The sequence below is a fragment of the Pseudomonas shirazensis genome, from assembly GCF_050496565.1.
GTDB lineage: Bacteria > Pseudomonadota > Gammaproteobacteria > Pseudomonadales > Pseudomonadaceae > Aquipseudomonas > Aquipseudomonas shirazensis_A.
In genome coordinates this window covers 1-23,291 of record NZ_JBNWAE010000021.1, presented here as the reverse complement: position 1 = coordinate 23,291, position 23,291 = coordinate 1, and the positions used below count along the sequence as shown (strand labels likewise).

12 protein-coding genes are annotated in these 23,291 nt (G+C 64.0%); all 12 read left to right on the top strand.

Annotated features, from left to right (window positions below):
- Positions 1 to 137 precede the first annotated feature (137 nt).
- The 12 genes from ACQZ2L_RS22755 to ACQZ2L_RS22700 all read left to right on the top strand — a co-directional run bounded on the left by ACQZ2L_RS22755 (position 138) and on the right by ACQZ2L_RS22700 (position 23,119).
- On the top strand, positions 138 to 2,474 hold the full coding sequence (locus ACQZ2L_RS22755; protein WP_430327958.1) for a TonB-dependent receptor: 2,337 nt from the start codon (positions 138 to 140) through the stop codon (positions 2,472 to 2,474).
- Between the two features lie 17 nt (positions 2,475 to 2,491).
- Entirely contained in the window at positions 2,492 to 4,168 is a 1,677-nt protein-coding gene (locus ACQZ2L_RS22750) for an aryl-sulfate sulfotransferase (RefSeq protein ID WP_430327957.1), read from the top strand.
- A gap of 430 nt (positions 4,169 to 4,598) precedes the next feature.
- Entirely contained in the window at positions 4,599 to 6,041 is a 1,443-nt protein-coding gene (gene gabD, locus ACQZ2L_RS22745) for an NADP-dependent succinate-semialdehyde dehydrogenase (RefSeq protein WP_314874924.1), read from the top strand.
- Between the two features lie 177 nt (positions 6,042 to 6,218).
- Entirely contained in the window at positions 6,219 to 7,499 is a 1,281-nt protein-coding gene (gabT, locus tag ACQZ2L_RS22740; protein WP_101322592.1) for a 4-aminobutyrate--2-oxoglutarate transaminase, read from the top strand.
- A 137-nt stretch (positions 7,500 to 7,636) separates the two neighbouring features.
- Complete coding sequence (locus tag ACQZ2L_RS22735) at positions 7,637 to 8,920, top strand: HDOD domain-containing protein (protein ID WP_430327956.1); 1,284 nt, start codon at positions 7,637 to 7,639, stop codon at positions 8,918 to 8,920.
- A 186-nt stretch (positions 8,921 to 9,106) separates the two neighbouring features.
- A complete protein-coding gene (locus tag ACQZ2L_RS22730; protein WP_430327955.1) occupies positions 9,107 to 10,855 on the top strand; it encodes a ShlB/FhaC/HecB family hemolysin secretion/activation protein in 1,749 nt (582 codons plus the stop codon).
- 10 nt (positions 10,856 to 10,865) lie between these two features.
- Complete coding sequence (locus ACQZ2L_RS22725; protein ID WP_430327954.1) at positions 10,866 to 11,384, top strand: toxin-activating lysine-acyltransferase; 519 nt, start codon at positions 10,866 to 10,868, stop codon at positions 11,382 to 11,384.
- Between the two features lie 16 nt (positions 11,385 to 11,400).
- Positions 11,401 to 20,328, top strand: coding sequence for a hemagglutinin repeat-containing protein (locus ACQZ2L_RS22720; RefSeq protein ID WP_430327953.1), 8,928 nt, complete (start codon positions 11,401 to 11,403; stop codon positions 20,326 to 20,328).
- Complete coding sequence (locus ACQZ2L_RS22715; RefSeq protein WP_430327952.1) at positions 20,328 to 21,206, top strand: PoNe immunity protein domain-containing protein; 879 nt, start codon at positions 20,328 to 20,330, stop codon at positions 21,204 to 21,206. Before ACQZ2L_RS22720 ends, ACQZ2L_RS22715 begins: the two co-directional genes overlap by 1 nt.
- A 150-nt stretch (positions 21,207 to 21,356) precedes the next feature.
- Positions 21,357 to 21,710 carry a hypothetical protein gene (locus ACQZ2L_RS22710; protein WP_430327951.1) on the top strand — a complete coding sequence of 118 codons (354 nt, stop codon included), beginning with the start codon at positions 21,357 to 21,359 and terminating at the stop codon, positions 21,708 to 21,710.
- A gap of 74 nt (positions 21,711 to 21,784) precedes the next feature.
- Positions 21,785 to 22,375, top strand: coding sequence for a GAD-like domain-containing protein (locus tag ACQZ2L_RS22705; protein ID WP_430327950.1), 591 nt, complete (start codon positions 21,785 to 21,787; stop codon positions 22,373 to 22,375).
- 504 nt (positions 22,376 to 22,879) lie between these two features.
- Positions 22,880 to 23,119 (top strand): hypothetical protein, encoded by a 240-nt coding sequence (locus tag ACQZ2L_RS22700; RefSeq protein ID WP_430327949.1) that lies wholly within the window; start codon positions 22,880 to 22,882, stop codon positions 23,117 to 23,119.
- Positions 23,120 to 23,291 lie beyond the last annotated feature (172 nt).

The following is a 23,291-nucleotide window of genomic DNA, read 5'->3' as shown; positions in this document are numbered from 1 at the left end:
ATAAAGGGTGTTACTTATTCCACAAAATATGAATTAAACATATTTATAGACCCAATAAGAATATAAGCCTGCCAGACCGCGATTCGGTTCCGCCAACGGAAATGCTCGCCAAGGCCCACGCCTCCAGGAGCATCCGTATGTCTCGACTTTCCCGCTGGCCCGCCCGGGCCTCATTGTTTGCCCTGCAACCGCTTGCCGCTGGAGTGCTGCTGGCGGCGGCCAACAGCAGCTTTGCCGACCAACCCGTCAGCGCCACGCCTGCGGTGGAGGCGGGTGCCCAGCTCGGTACGGTCACGGTCAACGCCCGCCGCCGCGAAGAAACCGCGCAAAGCGTACCCACCCCGATCAGTGTGCTCAGCAGCGAAACCCTCGAAACCCAGCGCATCTACCGTGTGCAGGATCTGCAACAGCTGGTGCCGAGCACCAACGTCTCCTACGTGCATGCACGTCAGTCGAGCATTTCCATCCGGGGCCTGGGCAACAACCCCGCAAGCGATGGCCTCGAAGGCAGCGTCGGCATCTATCTGGACAACGTCTACCTCGGCCGCCCGGGCATGGCCGTGTTCGACCTGCTCGACGTCGAGCAACTGGAAGTGCTGCGCGGCCCGCAAGGCACCTTGTTCGGCAAGAACACCACCGCTGGCGTGCTCAACATCACCACGCGCAAACCCACCTTCCATACAGAGGGCAGCGTGCAGACCTCGCTGGCCGAAGACGGCTACTGGCAGACCCAGGCCAGCTACTCCGGCCCGCTCAGCGACACCCTGGCTGGGCGCATCAGCGCTTACCGCACCGAAGACGATGGCTATGTGAAGAACGTCTACAACGGCGATGATCTCAATGGCGGCAAGCGCCAGGGCTTTCGTACCCAGTTGCTGTTCAAGCCCAACGAGGCGTTCAACCTGCGCTGGATCGGCGAGTACAACGAAGAGGACTCCAACAACGGCATCCTCAGCCTGTACAGCACTGGCCCGACCATCAACGGCGTCAACCGTTACGAGAGCCTGGCCAATCAGGCCGGCGCAACGCTGGTGTCGGGCAAGGACCGCAAGGTCAACTTCGACTCCGATCAGCAGGTCACGGTGTTCCAGGGCGGCACCTCGGTGGAGGCCAACTGGACCCTGCCCAATGACTTCACCCTGACCTCGATCAGCGCTTACCGCTGGTGGGACTTCACCCCGCGCAACGACGACGGCCTCAACGTGGCCGCCAGCTACAACGCCGGCGTGTCGGTGCGCGACAAGCAGTACTCGCAGGAAATCCGCCTGGCCTCGCCGACCGGCGGCTTCTTCGATTACGTGCTCGGCGCCTACTACTTCAAGCAGGACCTGGATAACAAATCGTTCAACTATTACGGCCCCCAGGCGGACATCTGGAACGCCACCCCGGCGGGCGCGCTGGCCAACGTCACCACGATCGGCAACGGCCACATCGATACCGACAGCTATGCGCTGTTCGCCCAGGGCACCTGGCACCTGACCGATCGGCTCGACTTCACTGCCGGCGTGCGCGGCACCTATGAAGAGAAAAGCGCCTGGGTCGACCGCGCCTTGCCCAGCGGTGGCGCGGCGGTTACCGGAGCGGCCGCTGCCGCGCGCAATGGTCGGGTTGGCGCCTACGATTCGGGCGACCTCAACCAGTACAGCTTCAGCCCGACCGGCCTGCTCAGCCTGAGCTACCGCTTCAGCGACGCCGTACTCGGTTACGCCAGCCTCACCCATGGCGAGAAGTCCGGCGGGGTCAACCTTACCGTCGGCGCCGCGCCACGGCTGGGCACCGACTCGTTGCTGGTCGGCACCGAGCGGGTCAACAACGCCGAGATTGGCCTCAAAACCACGCTGTTCGACAACCGCCTGCAGCTCAACAGCAACCTGTTCTGGGCCCAGGTGCATGGCTACCAGGCCAACGTCTACGACCAGGTCAACCGCGTGCAGTATCTGGCCAACGCCGGCAGCGTGCGTTCGCGCGGGGTCGAGTTCGAAGCCACGGCGCTGCCGATCCAGGGCCTGACCCTGAACTTCAACGGCTCGTGGAACGACGTGCGCTACACCGACTACAAGGACGCGCCATGCCCACCGGAAGTAAGCCTGGCCAATGCCACCGCCACCTGCGACCTGTCTGGCCATCAAGTGGTCGGCGCTTCCAAGTACATCGCCAACTTCAACGGCCAGTACAAATGGCAGCTGACGGATCGCATCGAGCCTTACGTTACCGCCAGCTACGCCTTCCGCTCGCGGGCGGTGGGCACCATCGATGACTCCGACTTCGGCCAGATCCCCAGCTACGCGCTGGTCAACCTCTCTACCGGCGTGCGCCTGGACCAGGGCGACGGCGTCGTCGACCTGTCGCTGTGGGTGAAAAACGCCGGTGACAAAACCTACTTCACCAGCCTGTGGAACTCCGCCAACGGCGGTTATGCCGGCGTGCTCGGCACCCCACGCACCTTCGGCGCCACCGCCCGTTACGACTTCTAAGTACAAGGAGCTTTGCCATGAATGCCAAGACCGAAACCCTCGACCTGCCCGAAGGCGCCTGCCTGACTGCCAAGGTCCCCGACCGTGACGAAGCGCTGCTCGGCGACGTGGTGGTCAACCCGTACCGGCTGGCGCCGCTGACCGCGATCATCCGCGATGGCGGCCGTGCGATCAGCGCCGCCCATGTGCGCGTGCGCGGTCGTGGCGAACGCGGCGTCGATATCAGCTACGACGTCAGCGACCGCTCGCTGTGGACCTACGGCGGCATCCCGGTGTTTGGCCTGTACCCGGACTACGTCAACCAGGTCGAAGTCAGCTATAAGCTCGACGGCGAGCGCATCCGCGAGCAGTACCAGATCTACGCCCCGGCCGTGCGCCTGCCGGTGGTGGCCAAGCAGACCGCCGCCTTGCCGGAAGTGGTACCAGTCAAGGTCGCACCGGGCTTCGAGCAGCGCCTGTACCTGTTCAACCACCTGCTCGGCGATATCCCCGGCGGCCGTGCGCTTAAGTGGAATGCCCTGGGCGGCGCTGCCGAGTGGGATCAGGTCGGCAACAACTGGATTGCCGACAGCAATGGTGACGTACGCTGGTATCTGGACATCGAGCAGATCCACGACTCCAACCGCCGCGACGGCCTCGGCGGGACCATGGGCTTCCAGCAGACCCGCGACGGCAAGCTGATCTGGGGTCAAGGCCAGACCTACTCCAAGTACGACCTGCTCGGCCGCCAGGTGTGGCAGCGCAACCTGCCGGACAAGTTCGCCGACTTCTCCCACGAGATTCGCGAAACTCCGCACGGCACCTACCTGCTGCGGGTCGGCACCAGCGACTATCGCCGCCCCGACGGCAAGCGCGTGCGTTCGGTGCGCGACCACATCATCGAGGTCAACGAAGCCGGCGATGTGCTCGAGTTCTGGGACCTCAACCAGATCCTCGACCCGTACCGCGGCGACCTGCTGGAAACCCTCGGCAAGGCCGCCGTGCAATTGCCCGCTGGCGTGGCCTGCCAGGACAGCAACCTGGCCAATGAACTGGCCGAAGGCGACCTGCCGTTTGGCGACATCCCGGGCGTCGGCACCGGGCGCAACTGGGCCCACGTCAATGCCATCGACTACGACGCAGATGACGACAGCATTATCATTTCAGCACGCCACCAAGGCGTGGTTAAGATCGGTCGCGACAAGCAAGTGAAGTGGATTCTGGCCTCGCCGCAGGGCTGGCCGCAGCGCCTGCGCGACAAGGTGCTGACGCCGATCGCCAGCGAGGGCTTCGACTGGTCGTGGACCCAGCACACCGCCTGGCTCACCGGCAAAGGCACGCTGACCGTGTTCGATAACGGCTGGGGCCGCGACTTTGCCGCGACCAAGCTCAGCGGCAACTACAGCCGCGCCGTCGAATACCGCATCGATGAAGCCAAAGGCACTGTCGAGCAGGTCTGGGAATACGGCAAAGAGCGCGGAGACGAGTGGTACAGCCCGGTCACCTCGGTGGTCGCCTACCGGCCGGAAACCGACACCCAGTTCATCTACTCGGCCTCGGTCGGCTTCCTCACCAAGGACAAACTCACTACCACCACCCTCAACGAAGTGCGCCGCGGCACCCAGGAAGTGCTGGTCGAGCTCAAGGTGCTCAGCCGCCAGCCAGGCAGCGTCGGCTACCGCGCGCTGGTCATCGAACTCGACAAAGCTTTCTAACGGCGCACACGGTCCCCGTAGGAGCGGCCTTGTGTCGCGAAAGGCCAGCGTAGCTGGCCCGGCGATATCAGCGGCGAAGCTGAAAATGCGGGGCCGCTACGCGACCCTTTCGCGACACAAGGCCGCTCCTACACCAGAACTGCGCCACTCCCCCCCAACCGCCGGGCCAGCGTCGCTGGCCTTTCGCGATGCACGGGGCTACTGTTGTCGGGCCCTGCGCGGGCCGCGCAACGCTGGCGAAAATCGGACGAGGTGTTCAACCACTCGTTCTTTTTTTCGAACAGCCTATTGTCCAAGACCCAACAGACCCTTACGATTCGTTTGAGATTTCAAACGCTCAAGCCCCGTATCGGCCGTTTTCCGTGTTGGGGTGCGTGTTCAACAATCAATAATTCGCTCCGTGCGCTCACGGTGCTCAAGGGAAGCCGACATGCAGCTCAAAGACGCTCAGTTGTTCCGCCAGCAAGCCTTCGTCAACGGTGAATGGCTGGACGCGGACAACGGCCAGACCATCAAGGTGACCAACCCGGCTACCGGTGAAGTCATCGGCACCGTGCCAAAGATGGGCGCCGCTGAAACCCGCCGCGCCATCGAAGCTGCCGACAAGGCCCTGCCGGCCTGGCGTGCCCTGACTGCCAAAGAGCGTTCGAACAAGCTGCGTCGCTGGTTCGAGCTGATGATCGAGAACCAGGACGACCTGGCTCGCCTGATGACCACCGAGCAAGGCAAGCCGCTGGCCGAAGCCAAGGGCGAAATCGCCTACGCCGCCTCGTTCATCGAGTGGTTCGCCGAGGAAGCCAAGCGCGTCTATGGCGACACCATCCCGGGCCATCAGCCAGACAAGCGCCTGATCGTCATCAAGCAGCCAATCGGCGTTACCGCGGCCATCACCCCGTGGAACTTCCCGGCCGCGATGATCACCCGTAAAGCCGGCCCGGCCCTGGCCGCTGGCTGCACCATGGTGCTCAAGCCTGCTTCGCAGACCCCGTATTCCGCTCTGGCCCTGGCCGAGCTGGCCACCCGCGCCGGCATCCCGGCTGGCGTGTTCAGCGTCGTCACCGGCAGCGCTGGCGACATCGGCACCGAGCTGACCGGCAACTCGATCGTGCGCAAGCTGTCCTTCACCGGCTCGACCGAAATCGGCCGCCAGCTGATGCAGGAATGCGCCAAGGACATCAAAAAAGTCTCGCTGGAGCTGGGTGGCAACGCCCCGTTCATCGTGTTTGACGACGCTGACCTGGACAAGGCCGTTGAAGGCGCGATCATCTCCAAGTACCGCAACAACGGCCAGACCTGCGTCTGCGCCAACCGTATCTACGTGCAGGACGGCGTCTACGACGCGTTCGCCGAGAAGCTCAAGGCCGCTGTGGCCAAGCTCAAGATCGGTAACGGCCTGGAAGACGGCACCACCACCGGCCCACTGATCGACGGCAAGGCTGTCGCCAAGGTCCAGGAGCACATCCAGGACGCGGTCAGCAAAGGCGCCAAGATCCTGTCCGGCGGCAAGCTGATCGAAGGCAACTTCTTCGAACCGACCATCCTCGTCGACGTGCCGAAAACCGCGGCCGTAGCCAAGGAAGAGACCTTCGGCCCACTGGCGCCGCTGTTCCGCTTCAAAGACGAAGCCGAAGTCATCGCCATGTCCAACGACACCGAATTCGGCCTGGCCTCGTACTTCTACGCCCGCGACATGAGCCGTGTGTTCCGTGTTGCCGAAGCGCTGGAGTACGGCATGGTCGGCATCAACACCGGCTTGATCTCCAACGAAGTTGCGCCATTCGGCGGCATCAAGGCCTCGGGCCTGGGCCGCGAAGGTTCCAAGTACGGCATCGAGGACTACCTCGAAATCAAGTACCTGTGCATCAGCGTCTGATCCAGTAGCAAGGTTTTTACCTCTGCCAGCGGGGCGCGAGAGCGACGTCTCGCTGGTCTTTTTATATTGCAGGACTTGGTGGCCCGGGCGCTCGCGCCAGTCGATCAACGAATACTGATCGCGAACAGACCCAGCCACCCCCAAGCGCCGCTATTAATCGGCGCAATTGAGGGCACTATGAGCAAGACCAACGAATCCTTGATGCAACGTCGTGTCGCCGCCGTCCCACGTGGCGTTGGCCAGATCCACCCGATCTTCGTCGATACCGCGAAGAACGCTACCGTGATCGACGTTGAAGGCCGCGAACTGATCGACTTCGCCGGCGGCATCGCCGTACTCAACACCGGCCACCTGCACCCGAAAGTGGTTGCCGCTGTTCAGCACCAGCTGACCAAGGTCAGCCACACCTGCTTCCAGGTGCTGGCCTACGAGCCTTACGTCGAGCTGTGCGAAAAAATCAACGAGCTGGTCCCAGGCGACTTCGACAAGAAGACCCTGCTGGTCACCACCGGCTCCGAAGCGGTTGAAAACGCCGTCAAGATCGCCCGCGCTGCCACTGGCCGTGCTGGCGTGATCGCCTTCACCGGCGGCTACCACGGCCGTACCATGATGACCCTGGGTCTGACCGGTAAAGTCGTACCGTACTCGGCCGGCATGGGCCTGATGCCAGGCGGCATCTTCCGCGCGATCTTCCCGAACGAACTGCACGGCGTGAGCATCGACGACTCGATCGCTTCCATCGAGCGCATCTTCAAGAACGACGCCGAGCCTAAAGACATCGCTGCAATCATCATCGAGCCAGTTCAGGGCGAAGGTGGTTTCATCCCGGTGACCAAGCCGTTCATGCAGCGCCTGCGCGCCCTGTGCGACCAGCACGGCATCCTGCTGATCGCCGACGAAGTGCAGACCGGCGCTGGCCGTACTGGCACCTTCTTCGCCATGGAACAGATGGGCGTTGCGCCTGACCTGACCACCTTCGCCAAATCCATCGCTGGCGGCTTCCCGCTGGCCGGTGTGTGCGGCAAGGCCGAATACATGGACGCCATCGCTCCAGGCGGCCTGGGCGGCACCTACGCCGGTTCGCCAATCGCCTGCGCCGCGGCCCTGGCCGTGATCCAGGTGTTCGAAGAAGAAAAACTGCTCGACCGCAGCAAGGCTGTTGGCGAGCACCTGGTCGCTGGCCTGCGCCAGATCCAGGCCAAGCACCCGATCATCGGTGATGTGCGTGCACTGGGTTCGATGATTGCCGTTGAAGTGTTCGACGCCGCTGGCTCGCACACGCCAAACGCTGCAGCCGTCAACCAGGTTGTGGCCAAGGCGCGCGACAAGGGCCTGATCCTGCTGTCGTGCGGTACTTACGGCAACGTCCTGCGCATCCTGGTGCCGCTGACCGCCGAAGACGCCCTGCTCGACAAGGGCCTGGCGATCATCGAAGAGTGCTTCGCTGAACTCGCGTAATGTGACCCGCGTCAGAAAAAAACCCGCCTAGGCGGGTTTTTTTATGCCTGTCGACCGGGCTAGACGCTATCGTTAGCCCACGGACCTGTTTTGGAAGCTGCAACGGATTGCGTGACACGATTACTCAGGAGTAGCCCATGAGCGTTGCAAACCCCACCCCGCCTTGCGTTTTGATTGCCGAAGGCGACCCATGGGTGCGCGACATGCTGCGCGAAACCCTGCTCAGCGTGCGCTGCGACGCCCGCTTGCAGATCTGCGCCGACGGTGCCCAGGCGCTGGCGGCACTGGCCAGCAAACCTGACCTGATCATCGCCGACCGTGAGTTGGTAGGTGACATTGATGGCCTCGACCTGCTGCGCAAAGTGCGTGGCAAAAGCCAGACGCCGAGCCTGCCGTTCATTTTGCTGAGCAACCGCAGCGACAGCGCCAGCGTGCGTGAAGTGTTGCCGTTGCAACCCACCGAATACCTGAGCAAACCGCTCAACATCGACAAACTGCGCAGGCGCCTCGAAGTGCTGCTGACCAGCGCCGGCGAGGAGATCGCCTGCCCGGTGCCGCCGCTCAGCCCCGGAGCCAAGCTGCCGGCGTACCTTGAGCAGCGCCGTGCCAGTGCCGATGGCGGGCCGTTGCTGGCTGACGTCGAGCAGGCCATCAAGCGCGCGCTCAATCCGCAAGGGCTGGACCTGCGCGTGCTTGAAGAAGAGGTACGCAGTGACCCGCAGATCACCGCAGTATTGATCGCCGCCGCCAACAGCGCGGCGATGCACAGCGATGCCCCGGCACAAACCCTGCTGCAAGCGCTGAACAAGCTCGGCAGCACCCAGAGCATGAACCTGGTGCTCGGCTTGACCCTCAAGCGCAGCGCGCGCCTGAGCGACCCACTGCTGGCCCGGCATGCCGCGCACTACTGGGACTTGTCGCTGCACACCGCAGAGTACGGCCGCACCCTGGCGCGCATGCTTGAAGTTGATGAAGGTCGCTGCTACTGCGCCGGCCTGCTGCATTGCCTGGGCGACCTGGCCGTGCTGCGTTGCCTGCAGGAGTGGCGCCTGGCCGGCGGTGAGCTGGATGAAGATCAGGTGCAGCTGTCGCTCAACGAATTCGGCGCCCCATTCGGCTCGGCGCTGCGCACCCGCTGGCGCTTGCCATTGCCGCTGCGCGAGCTGATTGCGGCGGTGTATGCCTTGGGCGGCGGGGTCTATTCGCGGGAGATTCTGGCCATGAGCCTGGCCGGGCAACTGGCGCGGGTGCCGGCTGATCAAGGCCTGGAAAAAGTCGCCAGCAACAAGACTGCACGGCTGCTGAAACTCGGCCTGCCAGAGCTGAACCGGTTGCGCAGGGTCGACGCCGCGCCACTCGACGAGGCTGCCGCCAGCCAGGCGCCCCCGACCGATGAAGCGTCCACGGTCAGCAAAGAGTAACTACAGGCTTCGCGACAAAACCTGACGCTCAAAGTGCGATTTGTTTCACAAATCGCTCTGCTGTGCTGATTTTTCCTACTTCAACACGCAACTTTTTTGCGAATGACCCGTCAGACCGTTCGATTTTAGGCCTGCAGAACACCGTGTCCCAGGTCTCTACCCGCTTCCGGTTCACAAGGACGTGTCATGCCCCCACTCGCGCAACGCGGCGCGGTGACTGTTGCTGTCGCCCGCTCATTCGCCTCGCTTGTCCCTTCGCTATGCCTGCTGCTGGCAGGTCTGCTGGTCAGCCAGTCAGCCTCGGCAGCCGTTGCCGATGAAGAATTGCGCCAACGCGAGCGCGAGCGAATCCTGCGCGAGCAACTCGATACCCGCCCCGACGTGCGCCTGGAAGCTGCACCTGTGGCCGAGGCCCTGACGCGCCTGCCGCGTGATGAAAAGCCCTGCTTCAAGATCAACGACATCCGCCTGATCGGCGAGGCTGCCGAGCAGTTCCAGTGGGCGCTGCAGGCCGCCAACCCCAGCGACGATCCAGCGCTGGGCCAGTGCCTGGGCGGTGCCGGCATCAACCTGACGATGAAGCGCATGCAGAACGCGATCATCGCCAAAGGCTACGTCACCACGCGCGTCCTGGCCGAAGCGCAAGACCTCAACAGCGGCATTCTGGTGTTGACCGTGATCCCCGGCCGTATCGGCCAGGTGCGCTTTGCCGAGGGCACCAGCGGGCGCGCCAACGCCTGGAACGCGATGCCGGCCAAGCCCGGCGACCTGCTCAACCTGCGCGACATCGAACAAGCGCTGGAAAACTTCAAACGGGTGCCCACTGCCGAGGCCGATATCCGCATCGCGCCTGCCGCCAGCAGCACCGCCAAGCCGGGCGAGAGCGACGTGATCATCGCCTGGCGCCAGCGCTTCCCGGCGCGCCTGAGCCTGTCGGTGGACAACAGCGGTAGCAAGACCACCGGCAAATACCAGGGCGCCGTGGCGCTGTCGCTGGACAACCCGCTGTCGCTCAATGACCTATTCTACGCCAGCTTCAACCACGACCTGGGCGGCGGCACCTCCGGCGACAAAGGCTCGAAGGGGCACACGCTGCATTACTCGCTGCCGTTCGGTTACTGGCAGCTGGCGTTCACCAGCAGCGAGTACGACTACCACCAGACCGTTGCCGGGGCCAACCAGGACTTCCTCTACCGCGGCGAAAGCCGCAACAACGAGCTGCGCCTGTCGCGCCTGGTGTACCGCGATGCGGTGCGCAAGACCACGATGTGGGGCAGCCTGTGGACGCGCTCTTCGGAAAACTTCATCGACGACACCGAACTGCTCCAGCAACACCGGCGCATGGCCGGTTGGCAGGCGGGCATTGGCCATCGTGAGTTCATCGGCGCTTCAACCCTCGACCTGGGCCTGAGCTACCGCCGTGGCACTGGCGCTCACAGCGCTTTGGAGGCGCCGGAAGAAGCCTTCGGCGACGGCACCGCCCGCTCGAAAATCATCCAGGCCGACGCCCAGCTGCAGGTGCCGTTCGACGCCTACGGCCAGCGCCTGCGTTACATCGGCGGCTGGCGCGCACAGTGGAACCGCACCGAGCTGGTCCCGCAAGACCGCTTCAGCATCGGCACGCGCTACTCGGTGCGTGGTTTCGATGGCGAGAACATCCTCTCGGCCGACCGCGGCTGGACCCTGAGCAACGAACTTGGCCTGGCCCTGGGCAGCAGCGGCCAGGAGCTGTACGCCGGGGTCGACTATGGCGAAGTCGGCGGCAACTCCGCCGACTATCTGGTTGGCCGGCGCCTGGCCGGTGCCGTGGTCGGTGTGCGTGGCGGCTACCGCAACCTCTCCTACGACTGGTCGTGGGGTACGCCGTTGAAAAAGCCCGATGGCTTTGAAACCGCCAACTTCACCAGCGCGTTTACCGTCGCGCTGTCGTTCTGAGGAGGCTGTCATGCGCATCGACAGCTTCGACATCACCGCCCCGGGCCTGATCGACGAACCGTGGAACGAAGCCACCGCGCTGGGCGCTGCGACCTGGCTGTGGATGCATTCCACGGCTCATCGCGACGCCCCGTTGCACAGCCTCGCCAGCCTGCTGCTGCCGGCGCTCAAGCACCGCCAATTCGTGCTGGGCAGCGAAGGCGGTCGCCCGGTGTTTTTCGTCTCCTGGCTGAACCTCAGCGCGGCCGCCGAACAGCGCTACCTGACCCGCTCGCCGATCGAGCTGGACGAAGCCGACTGGTGCAGCGGCGAGCGCATGTGGATCAACGACTGGGTCACCCCGTTCGGCCACAGCGTCGCCCTCAGCCGCCTACTGGCGCGGCGCCTGTTCACTGACCGCTGCATGCGTGCACTGCACCACCGCGGCGAAGAGCAGGGGCTCAGGGTCAACACTTTTCATGGCATCGGGGTGATCCCGGAGCAGGCGCGCGCCTGGTTTGCCGCTCACCCATTGGCCACCGACGCCTGACGCAAAGGGATTTGCAATGAACAAGCATCTGTATCGCATCATCTTCAACAAGGCGCGCGGCCTGCTCATGGTCGTCGCCGAAACCGTCAGCAGCGCCGGCAAAGCGCCAGGCGTGAGCAGCGGCAGCGGCGTGGTGGCCAAGCCCTGTGTTGCCAGCCTCAACGGCCTGCGTTTCGCCCTGATGGGCGCCCTTGGCCTGATCAGCCTCAGCGTGGCCCCGGCCTGGGCTGCCGGCATCGTTGCCGATCCTGGTGCACCGGGCGGCCAGCAGCCGATGGTGATCGACAGCGCCAACGGCACGCCGCAGGTCAACATCCGTGCACCGAGCGCCGGCGGGGTGTCGCGCAACGACTACAGCCAGTTCGACGTCGACGGCCGAGGCGCGATCCTCAACAACGCGGTCGGCAACAGCAAGACCCAGCTGGGCGGCTGGATCGAGGGCAACCCATACCTTGGCCGGGGCAGTGCCAAGGTCATCCTCAACGAGGTCAATTCGAGCAACCCGAGCCAGTTGCGTGGCTACGTCGAAGTCGCCGGCCAGCGCGCCGAAGTAGTCATCGCCAATCCGGCCGGGATCACCTGTGACGGCTGCGGCTTCATCAACGCCGACCGCTCGACCCTGACCACCGGCCGCGCACAGATGGAGAACGGCCGCATCACCGGCTACCGCGTCGAAGGCGGCACCCTGAGCATTACCGGCAAGGGCCTGGATGCCCGCGACAGCGACTACACCGACCTGATCGCGCGCAGCGTCGAGGTCAACGCCGGGATCTGGGCCAACGACCTCAAGGTTACCGCCGGGCGCAATCAGGTCAACGCCGACAATACTCAGGCCACCGCCCTGGCCAAGGACGACAGCGCTCAGCCCGAGGTGGCCATCGACGTTGCCGAGCTGGGCGGCATGTACGCCGGCAAGATCAAGCTGGTCGGTACCGAGGCCGGGGTTGGCGTACGCAACGCCGGGCAGATCGGCGCCATGGCCGGTGACGTGGTGATCAGCGCCGACGGCAAGCTGCTCAACCAGGGCGCCATCAGCAGTGCCGGTGCTACCCGCGTGGCAAGCGCCACGGCGGTGGAAAACAGCGGCAGCCTGTACGCCAAGGGCGACCTGCACGCCAGCAGCCAAGGCACGGTCACCAACACCGGCGAGCTGGCCGCGCAGGGCAATCTGAACGTCGACGCGGCCAAGCTCGACAGCAGCCGCGACTCGCTGCTGGCCGCCGGTGTTGACGCCCAAGGTGCGTCCAGCGGCAACGCCACGCTCACGGTCAAGGCCAAGCAGATTGCCGCCCACGGCCAGAACCACGCCAGCGGCACCCTTGATCTGCAAGGCGACACGGTTAACCTCAGCCACAGCCGCAGCTACGCCGGCAACCTCAACCTGACCGCCAACAACGGCGACCTCGACCTCAGCTCCAGCACGATCGACAGCGCTGGCCGCCTCGACGCCAAAGCCAGCGCAACCGTGCGCAGCGACAGCGCCAAGGTCAATGTCGGCAACCTGCAGGTCAACGCCGACAAGCTCTCGAACAACGGCGGCGAACTGGTTCAGACCGGCACCGCAGCAAGCGTGATCAAGGTCGCCGACCAGCTCGACAACAGCGACGGGCGCATCGCCAGCAACGCCCACGACCTCAGCCTCGACGCGGGCACTCTGGCCAACCGCAAAGGCAAGGTCGAGCATGCCGGCAGCGGCACACTCGACGTCCGTGCACGCGAAGTCGACGGTAACGGCGGCACCTTGGCCAGCAACGGCGCCCTGCAGCTCAGCGCGCAAAAGGCCCAGCTTGCCAACGGCCAGACCCAAGGCCGGCAAGTGCTGCTCGACAGCCGTGACCTCGATACCCGTGGCGGCACCGTGATCGCTACCCACGCCGGCACTCTGCAAGTGCGCGACGCGCAGCGCCTGGACAACCGTGGCGGCACCCTAGCTGCTGGCGGCGCCATGACCGTCACTGCCGGCGAAGTGCTCAACGACGGCGGCACGCTCAGCGCCGGCAATACCCTCAACCTGAACGCCGACAGCCTCAGCAACATCGCCGGCACCCTCGCCTCGACCCAGGCCATGCAAGTGATTGCCGGCCAGCTCGACAACAGCGGCGGCACCCTCGGCTCGGTCGAGGCCGGGCTGTTCGTGGAAGTCAGCAACGGTAAGATGCAGAACCAGAGCGGGCGCCTCGAAGCGGCTGGCGATATTCAACTCGGCGCACTTGGTTTGAACAACAGCCAGGGCGTGATCAGTGGCCGCGAGCTGCTGCTCGACAGCCGTGGGCAGACCGTCAACAACGATGGCGGCATCCTCGATGCACGGGCCAGGCTCGACCTGCGCAGCGGCGAGCTGCACAACAGCGGCGGGCTGATCCAGGCCGGCGGCCGGCTGTTCGTCGACACCGGCAACGCGGCCCTGCACAACAGTGCCTCGGGCGCTGACCGAGGCATCGTCGGCCAGGCCGAGGTCGAACTGCGCAGCGCGCAGCTGGATAACCAGCAAGGCTTTATCGGCGCCAAGGGCAACCTGCTGCTGGCAGCCACCACCCTCAACAACCAGGGCCAGATCGCCGGCGAAAGCCAGGTGCAGCTGCTCGGTAACCGCCTCGACAACCAGGGCGGCCAGGTGCAGGCAAAAGGTGCGTTGATCGTTGAACAGAATGAGCGCATCGACAACCGTGGCGGCCTGCTGCGCAGTGCTGGGCAAACCCAGCTGACCACCGCGCAGCTGAACAACCGCACCAGCCAGGGCAACGAGCAAGGCATCGAAGGCCAGTCGCTGCTGCTGCGTGCCGACACGCTGCAGAACCAGCAAGGCGCCCTGCGCGCTGACGCCGGTATCGACCTCGGCCTGGCCCAGGCGCTGTACAACGACGCCGGCCTGATCTCGGCTGGCAGCGAACTGCGCCTGGCCGATCGCGACCCGGCGCAGAACCGCGTGGTCGTCAACAATGGCAGCGGCACCTTGCTCGGCGGCAGCCTGCTGTCGCTCAACGCAGCATACTTCAGCGGCAGTGGCCGCCTGCTCAGCCTCGGTGACCTGATCCTGCGCCAGCAGGGCAACCTCAGCCTCGGCGGCCAGGTGCAAGCCAACGGCAAGGTCGATATCGATATCGGCGGCGCCCTGTACAACAGCGGCAAGCTGCTCGCCGGGCAAGCGCTGCTCGTGCGCGGCCAGGCGCTGGACAACGCCGCCAGCGGCGAAATGGCAGCCACCCAGGTCGACCTGCGGGTCAACGGCCAACTGCACAACCGTGGCCTCATCGACGGCCAGCAGGTGCGCCTGCAAGCCGATGAGCTGTTCAACCTTGGCACCGGGCGCATTTACGGCGACCGTCTGGCCATCGCCAGCCGCACCCTGGCCAACCTCGACGAAGCAGGCAAGGCCCCGGTTATCGCCGCCCGTGAGCGGCTGGACATCGGCAGCCAGCGCATCGACAACCGCGAAGATGCGCTGATCTTCAGCGCCGGCGACCTTGCCATCGGCGGCACGCTGGATGGCAACGATCAGGCCAGCGGCCGCGCCGACCTGCTGGCCAACGCCAGCGCCACGGTTGAGTCGCTGGGCGCCATGAGCCTGAACATCCGCGAGCTGCGCAACACCAACGAGCACTTCAGCACCGTCGAGGTTGAAGTCAGCCGCGAGCAGTTGCAGGAATTCCAGATCACCGGCTCGCCCAACCGCTATCGCCCTGATCAGGTCTCGGTCTACCGCGACGAAGTCGATCACCTGGTCGCCCCGGATGGCGTACGCGACAACTTCAACCGCTACGACTACACCCGCAGCGTGGTCGAAACCCGTATCGCCACCTCAGCGCCTGGGCAGATTCTTGCCGGCGGCAACCTGACCTTCAGCGGCGACAGCGTACTCAACGACAAGAGCCGGATTCTGGCCGGTGGCCTGCTCCAGGCCGGCGCCGCGCAAGTGACCAACACCGAGGTGGACGGCCAGCGGGTGACCACCGATGCCGGCACCGCGACCAACTTCTACCGCATCCAGCGCAAGGGCCGTGACAGCCAGGGCCGCAGAATCACCCAGTACCGCCCGGCGCCGCTGATCCAGGACATCGACCTGACCCCCACCGAGTACGGCCAGTACGCCGTGGTCAACGGCAGCGGCACCCAACTGAGCGGTCGCGAGCTGCTCCAGGTCGGCCAGCAGGTGGCCACGGTCGGTGCAGTCAACGCGGAGGTTGGCCAGCAGTACCGGGTCGGCGCCGTGGTCGAGGTCAAGCTCAACAACGGCCAGGGCATTGCCGACCAGGTGCGCACCGGCGGCCTGAACCTGGCGCTGCCCAATAACAGCCTGTTCCGGACCAACCCCGCAGGCACCAGCAACTACCTGATCGAAACCGATCCGCGCTTTACCAGCTACCGCAAATGGCTGTCGTCGGACTACATGCTCGAGCGCCTGCAGTTTGACCCGGCGCAGACGCAGCAACGCCTTGGCGACGGTTTCTACGAGCAGAAGCTGATCCGCGAGCAGATCGCCCAGCTCACTGGCCGGCGCTTCCTCGACGGCTTTGCCAACGACGAAGCGCAGTACCGCGCCCTGATCGACAACGCCGTGACCCTGGCCAGCGACTGGAACCTGGTGCCGGGCATTGCCCTGAGCGCCGAGCAAATGGCCCAGCTGACCAGCGACATCGTCTGGCTGGTCGAGCGCGACGTCACCCTGGCCAACGGCGAATCGCGCAAGGTGCTGGTGCCGCAGGTCTACGTGCGTGTGCAAGAGGGCGACGTCAACGGCAACGGCGCGCTGATCGCCGGCCAGCAACTGAAGATCGACCTGTCCGGCGACCTGATCAACAGCGGCAGCCTCGGTGGCCGTAGCGTGGTCGCGCTGACCGCGCAGAACATCGACAACCTCGGTGGCCGCATCCAGGGCAACAACGTCGCGCTGCAGACCCGCGACAACCTGAATAACCTCGGCGGCCTGATCGGCGCCACCGACAGCCTCGCCATTGACGCCGGGCAGGACATCAACAGCCGCTCGCTGAGCCGCGACAGCAGCAGCGAGCAAGGCACCCGCAGCAACCTGTCGCGGGTCGCCGGGCTGTTTGTCAGCGGTGACGGCGGCAGCATGAAAGTCGCCGCCGGCAACGACCTCAACCTGCAAGGCAGCCAGGTGGTCAACGCAGGCGAAGGCGGCGCTACCCAGCTGCAGGCCGGGCGCGACGTCAACCTCGGCACCGTCAGCGAAAGTTCGCAGCAGGCGATCCGCTGGGATGCCAGCAACTGGCGCAACGAAGCCAGCCGCGGCGAAGTCGGCAGCACCGTGCAAACCAAGGGTGACCTGCGCATCAACGCCGGCCAGGACCTCAACGCCCGCGGCGCCACGGTCACCAGCGAGCAGGGCATGGTCCTCGCCGAAGCGCGCCGTGACCTCAACCTGACCGCCGCTGAGCAGTATCAGTTCGCCGACGAAGCGCACAAGTTCAAGGGCAGCAACGGCATGCTGTCGAGCAAGACCACCACCTTGCGCGACACCGTCAGCCAGACCCAGGCCAGCGGCACCACCTTGAGCGGCGAGCAGGCCTATTTGCAGGCCGGGCGCGATATCAACGTGCGCGGCAGCGACGTGGTCTCGACCCAGCAGACGGTGCTGGTCGCCGAGCGCGATGTGAACATCGAAGCGGCCACTGAAAGCAGCAGCGAACGCCACGACAAGTCGGAGAAAAAGAGCGGCCTGTTCAGCGGCGGCGGCATCGCCCTGACCATGGGCACTCAGCAGCAGAGCGTGAAAGACCTCACCACCCGCGAAACCGCCCGCGCCAGCACCATCGGCAGCACCGAAGGCGATGTCATGATCGAAGCCGGGCGCCAGTACCGCCAGGTCGGCAGTGATGTGGTTGCGCCGAAAGGCGACGTCGATATCCTCGCTCAACAGATCGCCATCACCGAAGCCCGCGAGACCAGCGAGCGCACCCGCGAGACGCTGTTCAAGCAGACCGGCTTCACCGTGACCATCACCAACCCGGTGATCAGCGCGATCCAGACCACCCAGCAGATGCAGCAGGCGTCGAGCAAGACCGAAGACGGCCGCATGCAAGCGCTGGCCGCGGCCACCACTGCGCTGGCGGTCAACAACGCCGCCACTGCGGTCGCGCAGGACCCAGGCGCGGCCGGCGGGATCAACCTCAGCCTGTCGCTGGGCACCAAGCAGCAACAGAGCACCACTGTGCAGCAAAGCGACGCCGCTGCCGGCTCGACCATCATTGCCGGTAATGACGTGCGCCTGCGCGCCACCGGCGCGGGCAAAGACAGCAACATTCTCGTCCAGGGCAGCGAGGTGCGCGCCGGCAACAACGCCACCCTCGCCGCCGACGGCAACATCGACCTGCTCGCCGCGCAGAACACCAGCAAGCAGGACAGCGACAGCAAAGGCATGAGCGCCAGCGTCGGCATCGGCCTGTCGCTGGGCGGCTCGCGCAACGGCTTCACCCTCGACCTGGGCGTCAGCGGCAACCGCGGCGAAGCCGACGGCGACACCCTGACCCACACCAACACCCAGATCGCCGCAGGCAACACCACCACGCTGGTCTCCGGCGGTGACACCAACCTGCGCGGCGCCGTGGTCAGCGGCCGTCAGGTGCTGGCCGACGTTGGCGGCGACCTCAACATCGAGAGCTTGCAAGACACCGACACCTTCAAGGTCGACGAGAAGAGCATGGGCGTCGGCATCAGCCTGTGCATCCCGCCGTTCTGCTACGGCATGAGCACGGTCAGCGGCGGCAGCGCCAACCTCGGCGGCACCGACATGGACTCGGACTTCGCCAGCGTTACCGAGCAGTCCGGGATCAAGGCCGGCGACGGCGGCTTCGACATCCGCGTCGGCGGCAACACCGACCTCAAAGGCGCGGTCATCGCCAGCAGCGACAAGGCCGTGGCCGATGGCAAGAACCGCCTGCAGACCGCCAGCCTGACCACCAGCGACATCCGCAACAAAGCCGAGTACGACGCCAGCACCTTCAGCATCGGCGGCGGCTACAGCGAGATCGGCAAAGACCCGGACGGCAAGGTTCAGACCGGCGGCAACATCACCCCCGGCACGGAAATCCCCACCAACGAAAACCAGATAGGCGCCAGCCTGCCGATTGCCATCAGTGCCAGCGACAGCGCCAGCAGCGTGACCCGCAGCGGCATCAGTGGTGGCACCATCCTCATCACCGACACCGCTGCCCAGCGCGAGCGCACCGGCCAGAGCGTCGACGAGACCCTCGCCGGGCTCAACCGCGACGTCTCCAGTGATCGCGACAACACCAACGCGCTCAAGCCGATCTTTGACGAAGAGCAGATCCGCGCCGGCTTCGAGATCGTCAACGCCTTCGCCAACGAGGCCGGCACCCTGCTTGCCAACAAGGCCAAGGAAGTCGACGCCAAGCGCAACGCGGCCGATGCAGCCGACGCCAAGGCCCTCGAAACCAGCGACGCCGAGCTCAGCCAGGCCCTGCGCGACCAGGCCATCAGGCTGCGCAACGAAGCGGATGGCGTGGCCGGCAACTGGGGCGCCGGTGGCACCTACCGGCAGATCACCACCGCGCTGGTTGCCGCAGCCAGTGGCAACATCAGTGCCGGCAACGGCGCGTTCATGCAAGGCATGGTCGTCAACTACGTGCAGCAACAAGGCGCCGGTTACCTCGGCGACCTGGTCGCCGACGGCACCCTGGTCGAAGGCACACCAATGCACGCCGCCCTGCACGGCATCCTTGCCTGCGCCGGTGCGGCCGCCAGCAGCCAGAGCTGCGGCAGTGGCGCAGCCGGCGCGGCGGCGTCGAGCCTGCTCACCGGGCTGTTCTCCGAAGCCAGCCCGACCGAAAGCGAAAGCCAGCGCGAAGCCAAGCGCAACCTCATCGTCAGCCTGGTCACCGGCATCGCCGCCACCACCAGCCTGGATGCCGCCACCGCTACCGCGGCGGCCTCGGGGGCTGTGGATAACAACTGGCTGGCGACCCAGCAGTACGTGCAGGCACGCAAAGAGCTGAAAGAAGCCGAAGGCCGCCTGGATGAACTCAAGGTGCTGGCCAAGTGGGCCTATATCAGCAAGAAGCAGGACCTGCTGACTCAAAGCGGGGTTGGTGCGGGGCTTGTTCAGGCTGGTTTTGAAGACGTCAAAGGCCTTGCCGAGTTCATCATGCATCCAATTGACGGCCTTAATGGCATGAAGCAACTGGTCAGTGATCCAGAGGTCAGGGCGAAGTTTGGCGATGACATTGTCAACGGCCTCAACGCCAAGATTGATCGCGTTGCGCTGGCTCTGGAGCAAGGTGGCGATGAAAAAGCATTCCAGCTAGGCCAGGATTTGGGTGAGTTGGTATGGCAGGTGGGCAGTATTGCCACCGGCGTGGGGGGCGTGGCCAAGGGCGGCATAAAACTCGCCAGCGTTGGTGTCAAGCTGGGGACGCGTGGCTTGGAAAGCATGGCAGGACTGGGACGTTTCGAACAGTTGGTCGCTAAAGGTGGCCAATTCAATCCCAATGGCACGCCGATCATGGATTTCCGAGCCTTGAACAATGCGCAGAAGAGCATCGTTGGCGACTTGATGGGAGGGGAACGAATCCAGCAGTTGGTGCCTGGGGCACAGAAGATAGGGCGCGCCCCAGACATCGGCCAGACGGGTATTGACGATCTCTATAAAATCGACAAGCCCGGTGTTGATTATCTGATCGTAGAGTACAAGTTCGGCTCCTCGAAGCTTAAGCCGACCCAAGATGGCATGCAGATGAGCGATAGCTGGTTGACCGGCGCCAACACTAATTACAATCGCATTCTTGAGTCAGTAGCTGGCGATGCTCGAGAGGCCAGGAACATCAGACAGGCGATGGCTGGCGGACGCGTGGAGAAATGGCTGGTACACACTGATCCATTCGGCAACGTGACTGTGGGGGTTCTGGATCATGGCGGCAAGTTCGTCATCAACCCGACGGCCACTTCCAAGTTATTAGGGAGCAAATGATGAGCAAGCGCGCGCCGTTGGGTGATCCAGCCTATTGGTCAGAATGGGTCGCTTTTGGTGAAGAGTCCATCACCCTCGGCTGGGACACTGCAAGTCGGCCATTTGGCGACCCGAGTTATGCGCCTCAGTATCTGTTCGAGTTAGCTCAGGATCACTGGCATCAGATATTGCGTCGGTATTCTGCGGGCCTGCCGGTGGCAGACCTGGCAGGGTACTTCCCCGGTTTGCTTGATGCCTGGGAGCGGTCACAGCGCTTGGGCGCGGAGCAGTGGACTGCGCAGCAGGTGACAAGCCGCACCCTATGGGCTGTCAACTACGATCATTACATTGTGTGTTTCTGGCTCGTCGGCTTGGCGTTAACGCTCGATATCCCCGACGAGCAGTGGCTGCGTCTGTTGGCGCTGATCGACAACGAGGGCGAGGACATCTTGCTCGACCGCGTCATCGCTAGCCGGTCCCCGCAACGTCGGATCGGTACTGTGCTGCTTTACCCCAAACCGTATGCTCGATTGCTTGCAGCTGTTGATGCGCCTCCTGGGGAGCAAGGCGTGCTCCTTCAGGGATTCGTCGAGCATTGGTATGCCGAAGTTGGCAGCGGTGCCCGTTCGGGCAGTCAGCAGCAAGCGGCGTCCTTCAAGCATCCTTACTGGTACCGTTATGGCGACGAGAATTTCGCAGGTGGTGCTTACTTTGGCCGCTGGTGCATTGAGGCGGTCGCTGCCGTCAAGGCGTTCGGTCTGGACGATTCGCTGTGCCGTGGCCACGAGCATTACCCGCGCGACCTGCTCAAGCCCGCTGCGCAAATGAAGGTGGTGACCAAGGATAGCAGCGAAAAGCGCGGGTTTTGGGCCAGGCTTTTCGGCGGTGAGGATGGGTAAGGACTGTTCCAAGCCTGGTTGCAAGGTGTGCTCAAACGCGCGAGAGAAGATTGGCCACAGTACGATGCGGTGCTGTCTTTGCCAGAGTTGAAACACTGATCAGGTACAAGAGCCGTCTGCACTTTGCCAGCAAGGCTGTGGATCGAAACGTTGCGAAGACTCTGGGGGGTTATGAGTACAGATCAGGAAATTTATCAGGGCTTGGGCGAAATACTCTCGGCGATCGCGCCCCAGCAGGCTCAGTGGGTTTCTGTTGAGGTCGAGCTGTCGCCGACCGGCGACCACGCCAAGCTGTTCTATGACTATCAGGCTGAGGGGAGTGAGCCGCAGTGGTTCGTGCCTGAGGCGGCTCGTGTGGATCATGACATCCGGCTCCTGTTGATACAGCTGCGCGAGTATTTCGCGGGTAACAATCTGTTCGAGCAAGGCAAACCGTGGGCACGCTGCATGATCAAACTGGATCTGCAGACCGGCAAGTTTGCGGCAGACTCCAAATACGAATGATGGGTGGCGGTCGGTACGTCATCTGCAAACGGATCAAGTGGGCTTAACCGGTGCGAGATGAGTTTTTCCAGTCAATGATCGACAACCTTGGTGAAGCCACCTCACGTCGCGAGGTGCCTGCAGCGAGCATCGACAAGTACCAGCCAAAACTGCCCGCTGCATTGCTGGGCTACTGGCGCGAAGAAGGCTGGTGTTCCTACGCTGATGGCTTGTTCTGGATCGTAGACCCAGATGCGTACAAGGCCACGCTGGATATGTGGCTGCAAGGCAGTGGCCTGGCCGAGATCGATAATTACCACGTGATTGCCAGGGATGCGTTCGGTTCGCTGTATGCCTGGGGCGAGCGTTATCAGCGCAAGATCACTGTATCGAGTTTGGCTGGTGGCATTGTCGCGCTGAAAAACCAGCTGCAAAAACCCAACCCACAACCAGACCGCAGCCTCGGTATCTTTCTCGGCGCTACCCAACGTGACAGCCTGGACTTTGACGACAATCAGGGCAAGCCGCTGTTCCAGCGTGCCCTCGCCAAGCTGGGGCCGGTTGCCGAGGACGAGATGTATGCTTTCGAACCGGCGCTGTGCATTGGTGGCAAGGCCGACCTTGAGCATATGGTGAAGGTGAAGATGGTTGAGCAACTGATGCATCTGGATCAGGCGCGGCGGTGAGATGAGGGCTGGGAATACAGACATCAGATGATGCCCGGCCCCCGTAGGAGCGGCCTTGTGTCGCGAAAGGCCCGCATAGCGGGCCCAGCGATATCAGCGGCGAAGCTGAAATCTGGGGCCGCTGCGCAGCCCTTTCGCGACACAAGGCCGCTCCTACAGGGGGGGTGCTTGGCGATGGATTTGCGGTGTTTGCGTAAGACGTTTCCGAACTTGAAACCAAATGCTTCTAATCGGGATTGCTTGGGAATTATCCTACGCGACTTGCGGAAGCAGCTCTGTTGTCGGGAAAATGCCTCAGGGATAACGTCACGGGGTCGCCAGGTTTGGTGACCGGGTGTGAGAACCCGAAAGCGTGAATGCGGCAACCGTCATGGTAGCTGTGCGCGGGCAGACTTCGGTCTGGCCGGGTTTTCACGTCCTCGGTTTCTCACCCCGCGCACAGCTGCCACCCAATTCCCGTGAGAAAGGACGGGTGACAGCCCTCAAGTTGACGTGAGGTTGTCTATGAAAAAGATCGTCCCCGACCCACCAATTTCCTATCTTTCAGTCATCAGCGACCTGAGCCGCGAAGAGGCTCTCACCCAGGTTTCCAAGTTGATGGACTGCATGAACCGCACCCTCGAAGCTTACCTCGGCACCGAGCCCATCGGCGTCCACAGTTACCTGCTGGAAAACGTCGAGATCCTCAACCAGCTGATGCGCGCCTTGATCACCCACGCCGTGGCCAAGGAGGCAGCGCCATGACCGACGAATCCATTCAATCCACCGCCCCTGATAGCGCGTGCTGCGATCCCTGTAGGAGCGGCCTTGTGTCGCGAAAGGGCTGCGTAGCGGCCCCAGATTCCAGCTTCGCCGCTGATATCGCTGGGCCCGCTTCGCGGGCCTTTCGCGACACAAGGCCGCTCCTACAGGGGGG

Coding starts and splice junctions, on each gene's coding strand:
- ACQZ2L_RS22730 (WP_430327955.1), top strand. CDS start 9,107: ATGCCCCCACTCGCGCAACGCGGCGCGGTGACTGTTGCTGTCGCCCGC.
- ACQZ2L_RS22700 (WP_430327949.1), top strand. CDS start 22,880: ATGAAAAAGATCGTCCCCGACCCACCAATTTCCTATCTTTCAGTCATC.
- ACQZ2L_RS22725 (WP_430327954.1), top strand. CDS start 10,866: ATGCGCATCGACAGCTTCGACATCACCGCCCCGGGCCTGATCGACGAA.
- ACQZ2L_RS22735 (WP_430327956.1), top strand. CDS start 7,637: ATGAGCGTTGCAAACCCCACCCCGCCTTGCGTTTTGATTGCCGAAGGC.
- ACQZ2L_RS22720 (WP_430327953.1), top strand. CDS start 11,401: ATGAACAAGCATCTGTATCGCATCATCTTCAACAAGGCGCGCGGCCTG.
- gabD (WP_314874924.1), top strand. CDS start 4,599: ATGCAGCTCAAAGACGCTCAGTTGTTCCGCCAGCAAGCCTTCGTCAAC.
- ACQZ2L_RS22705 (WP_430327950.1), top strand. CDS start 21,785: ATGATCGACAACCTTGGTGAAGCCACCTCACGTCGCGAGGTGCCTGCA.
- ACQZ2L_RS22755 (WP_430327958.1), top strand. CDS start 138: ATGTCTCGACTTTCCCGCTGGCCCGCCCGGGCCTCATTGTTTGCCCTG.
- ACQZ2L_RS22715 (WP_430327952.1), top strand. CDS start 20,328: ATGAGCAAGCGCGCGCCGTTGGGTGATCCAGCCTATTGGTCAGAATGG.
- ACQZ2L_RS22750 (WP_430327957.1), top strand. CDS start 2,492: ATGAATGCCAAGACCGAAACCCTCGACCTGCCCGAAGGCGCCTGCCTG.
- gabT (WP_101322592.1), top strand. CDS start 6,219: ATGAGCAAGACCAACGAATCCTTGATGCAACGTCGTGTCGCCGCCGTC.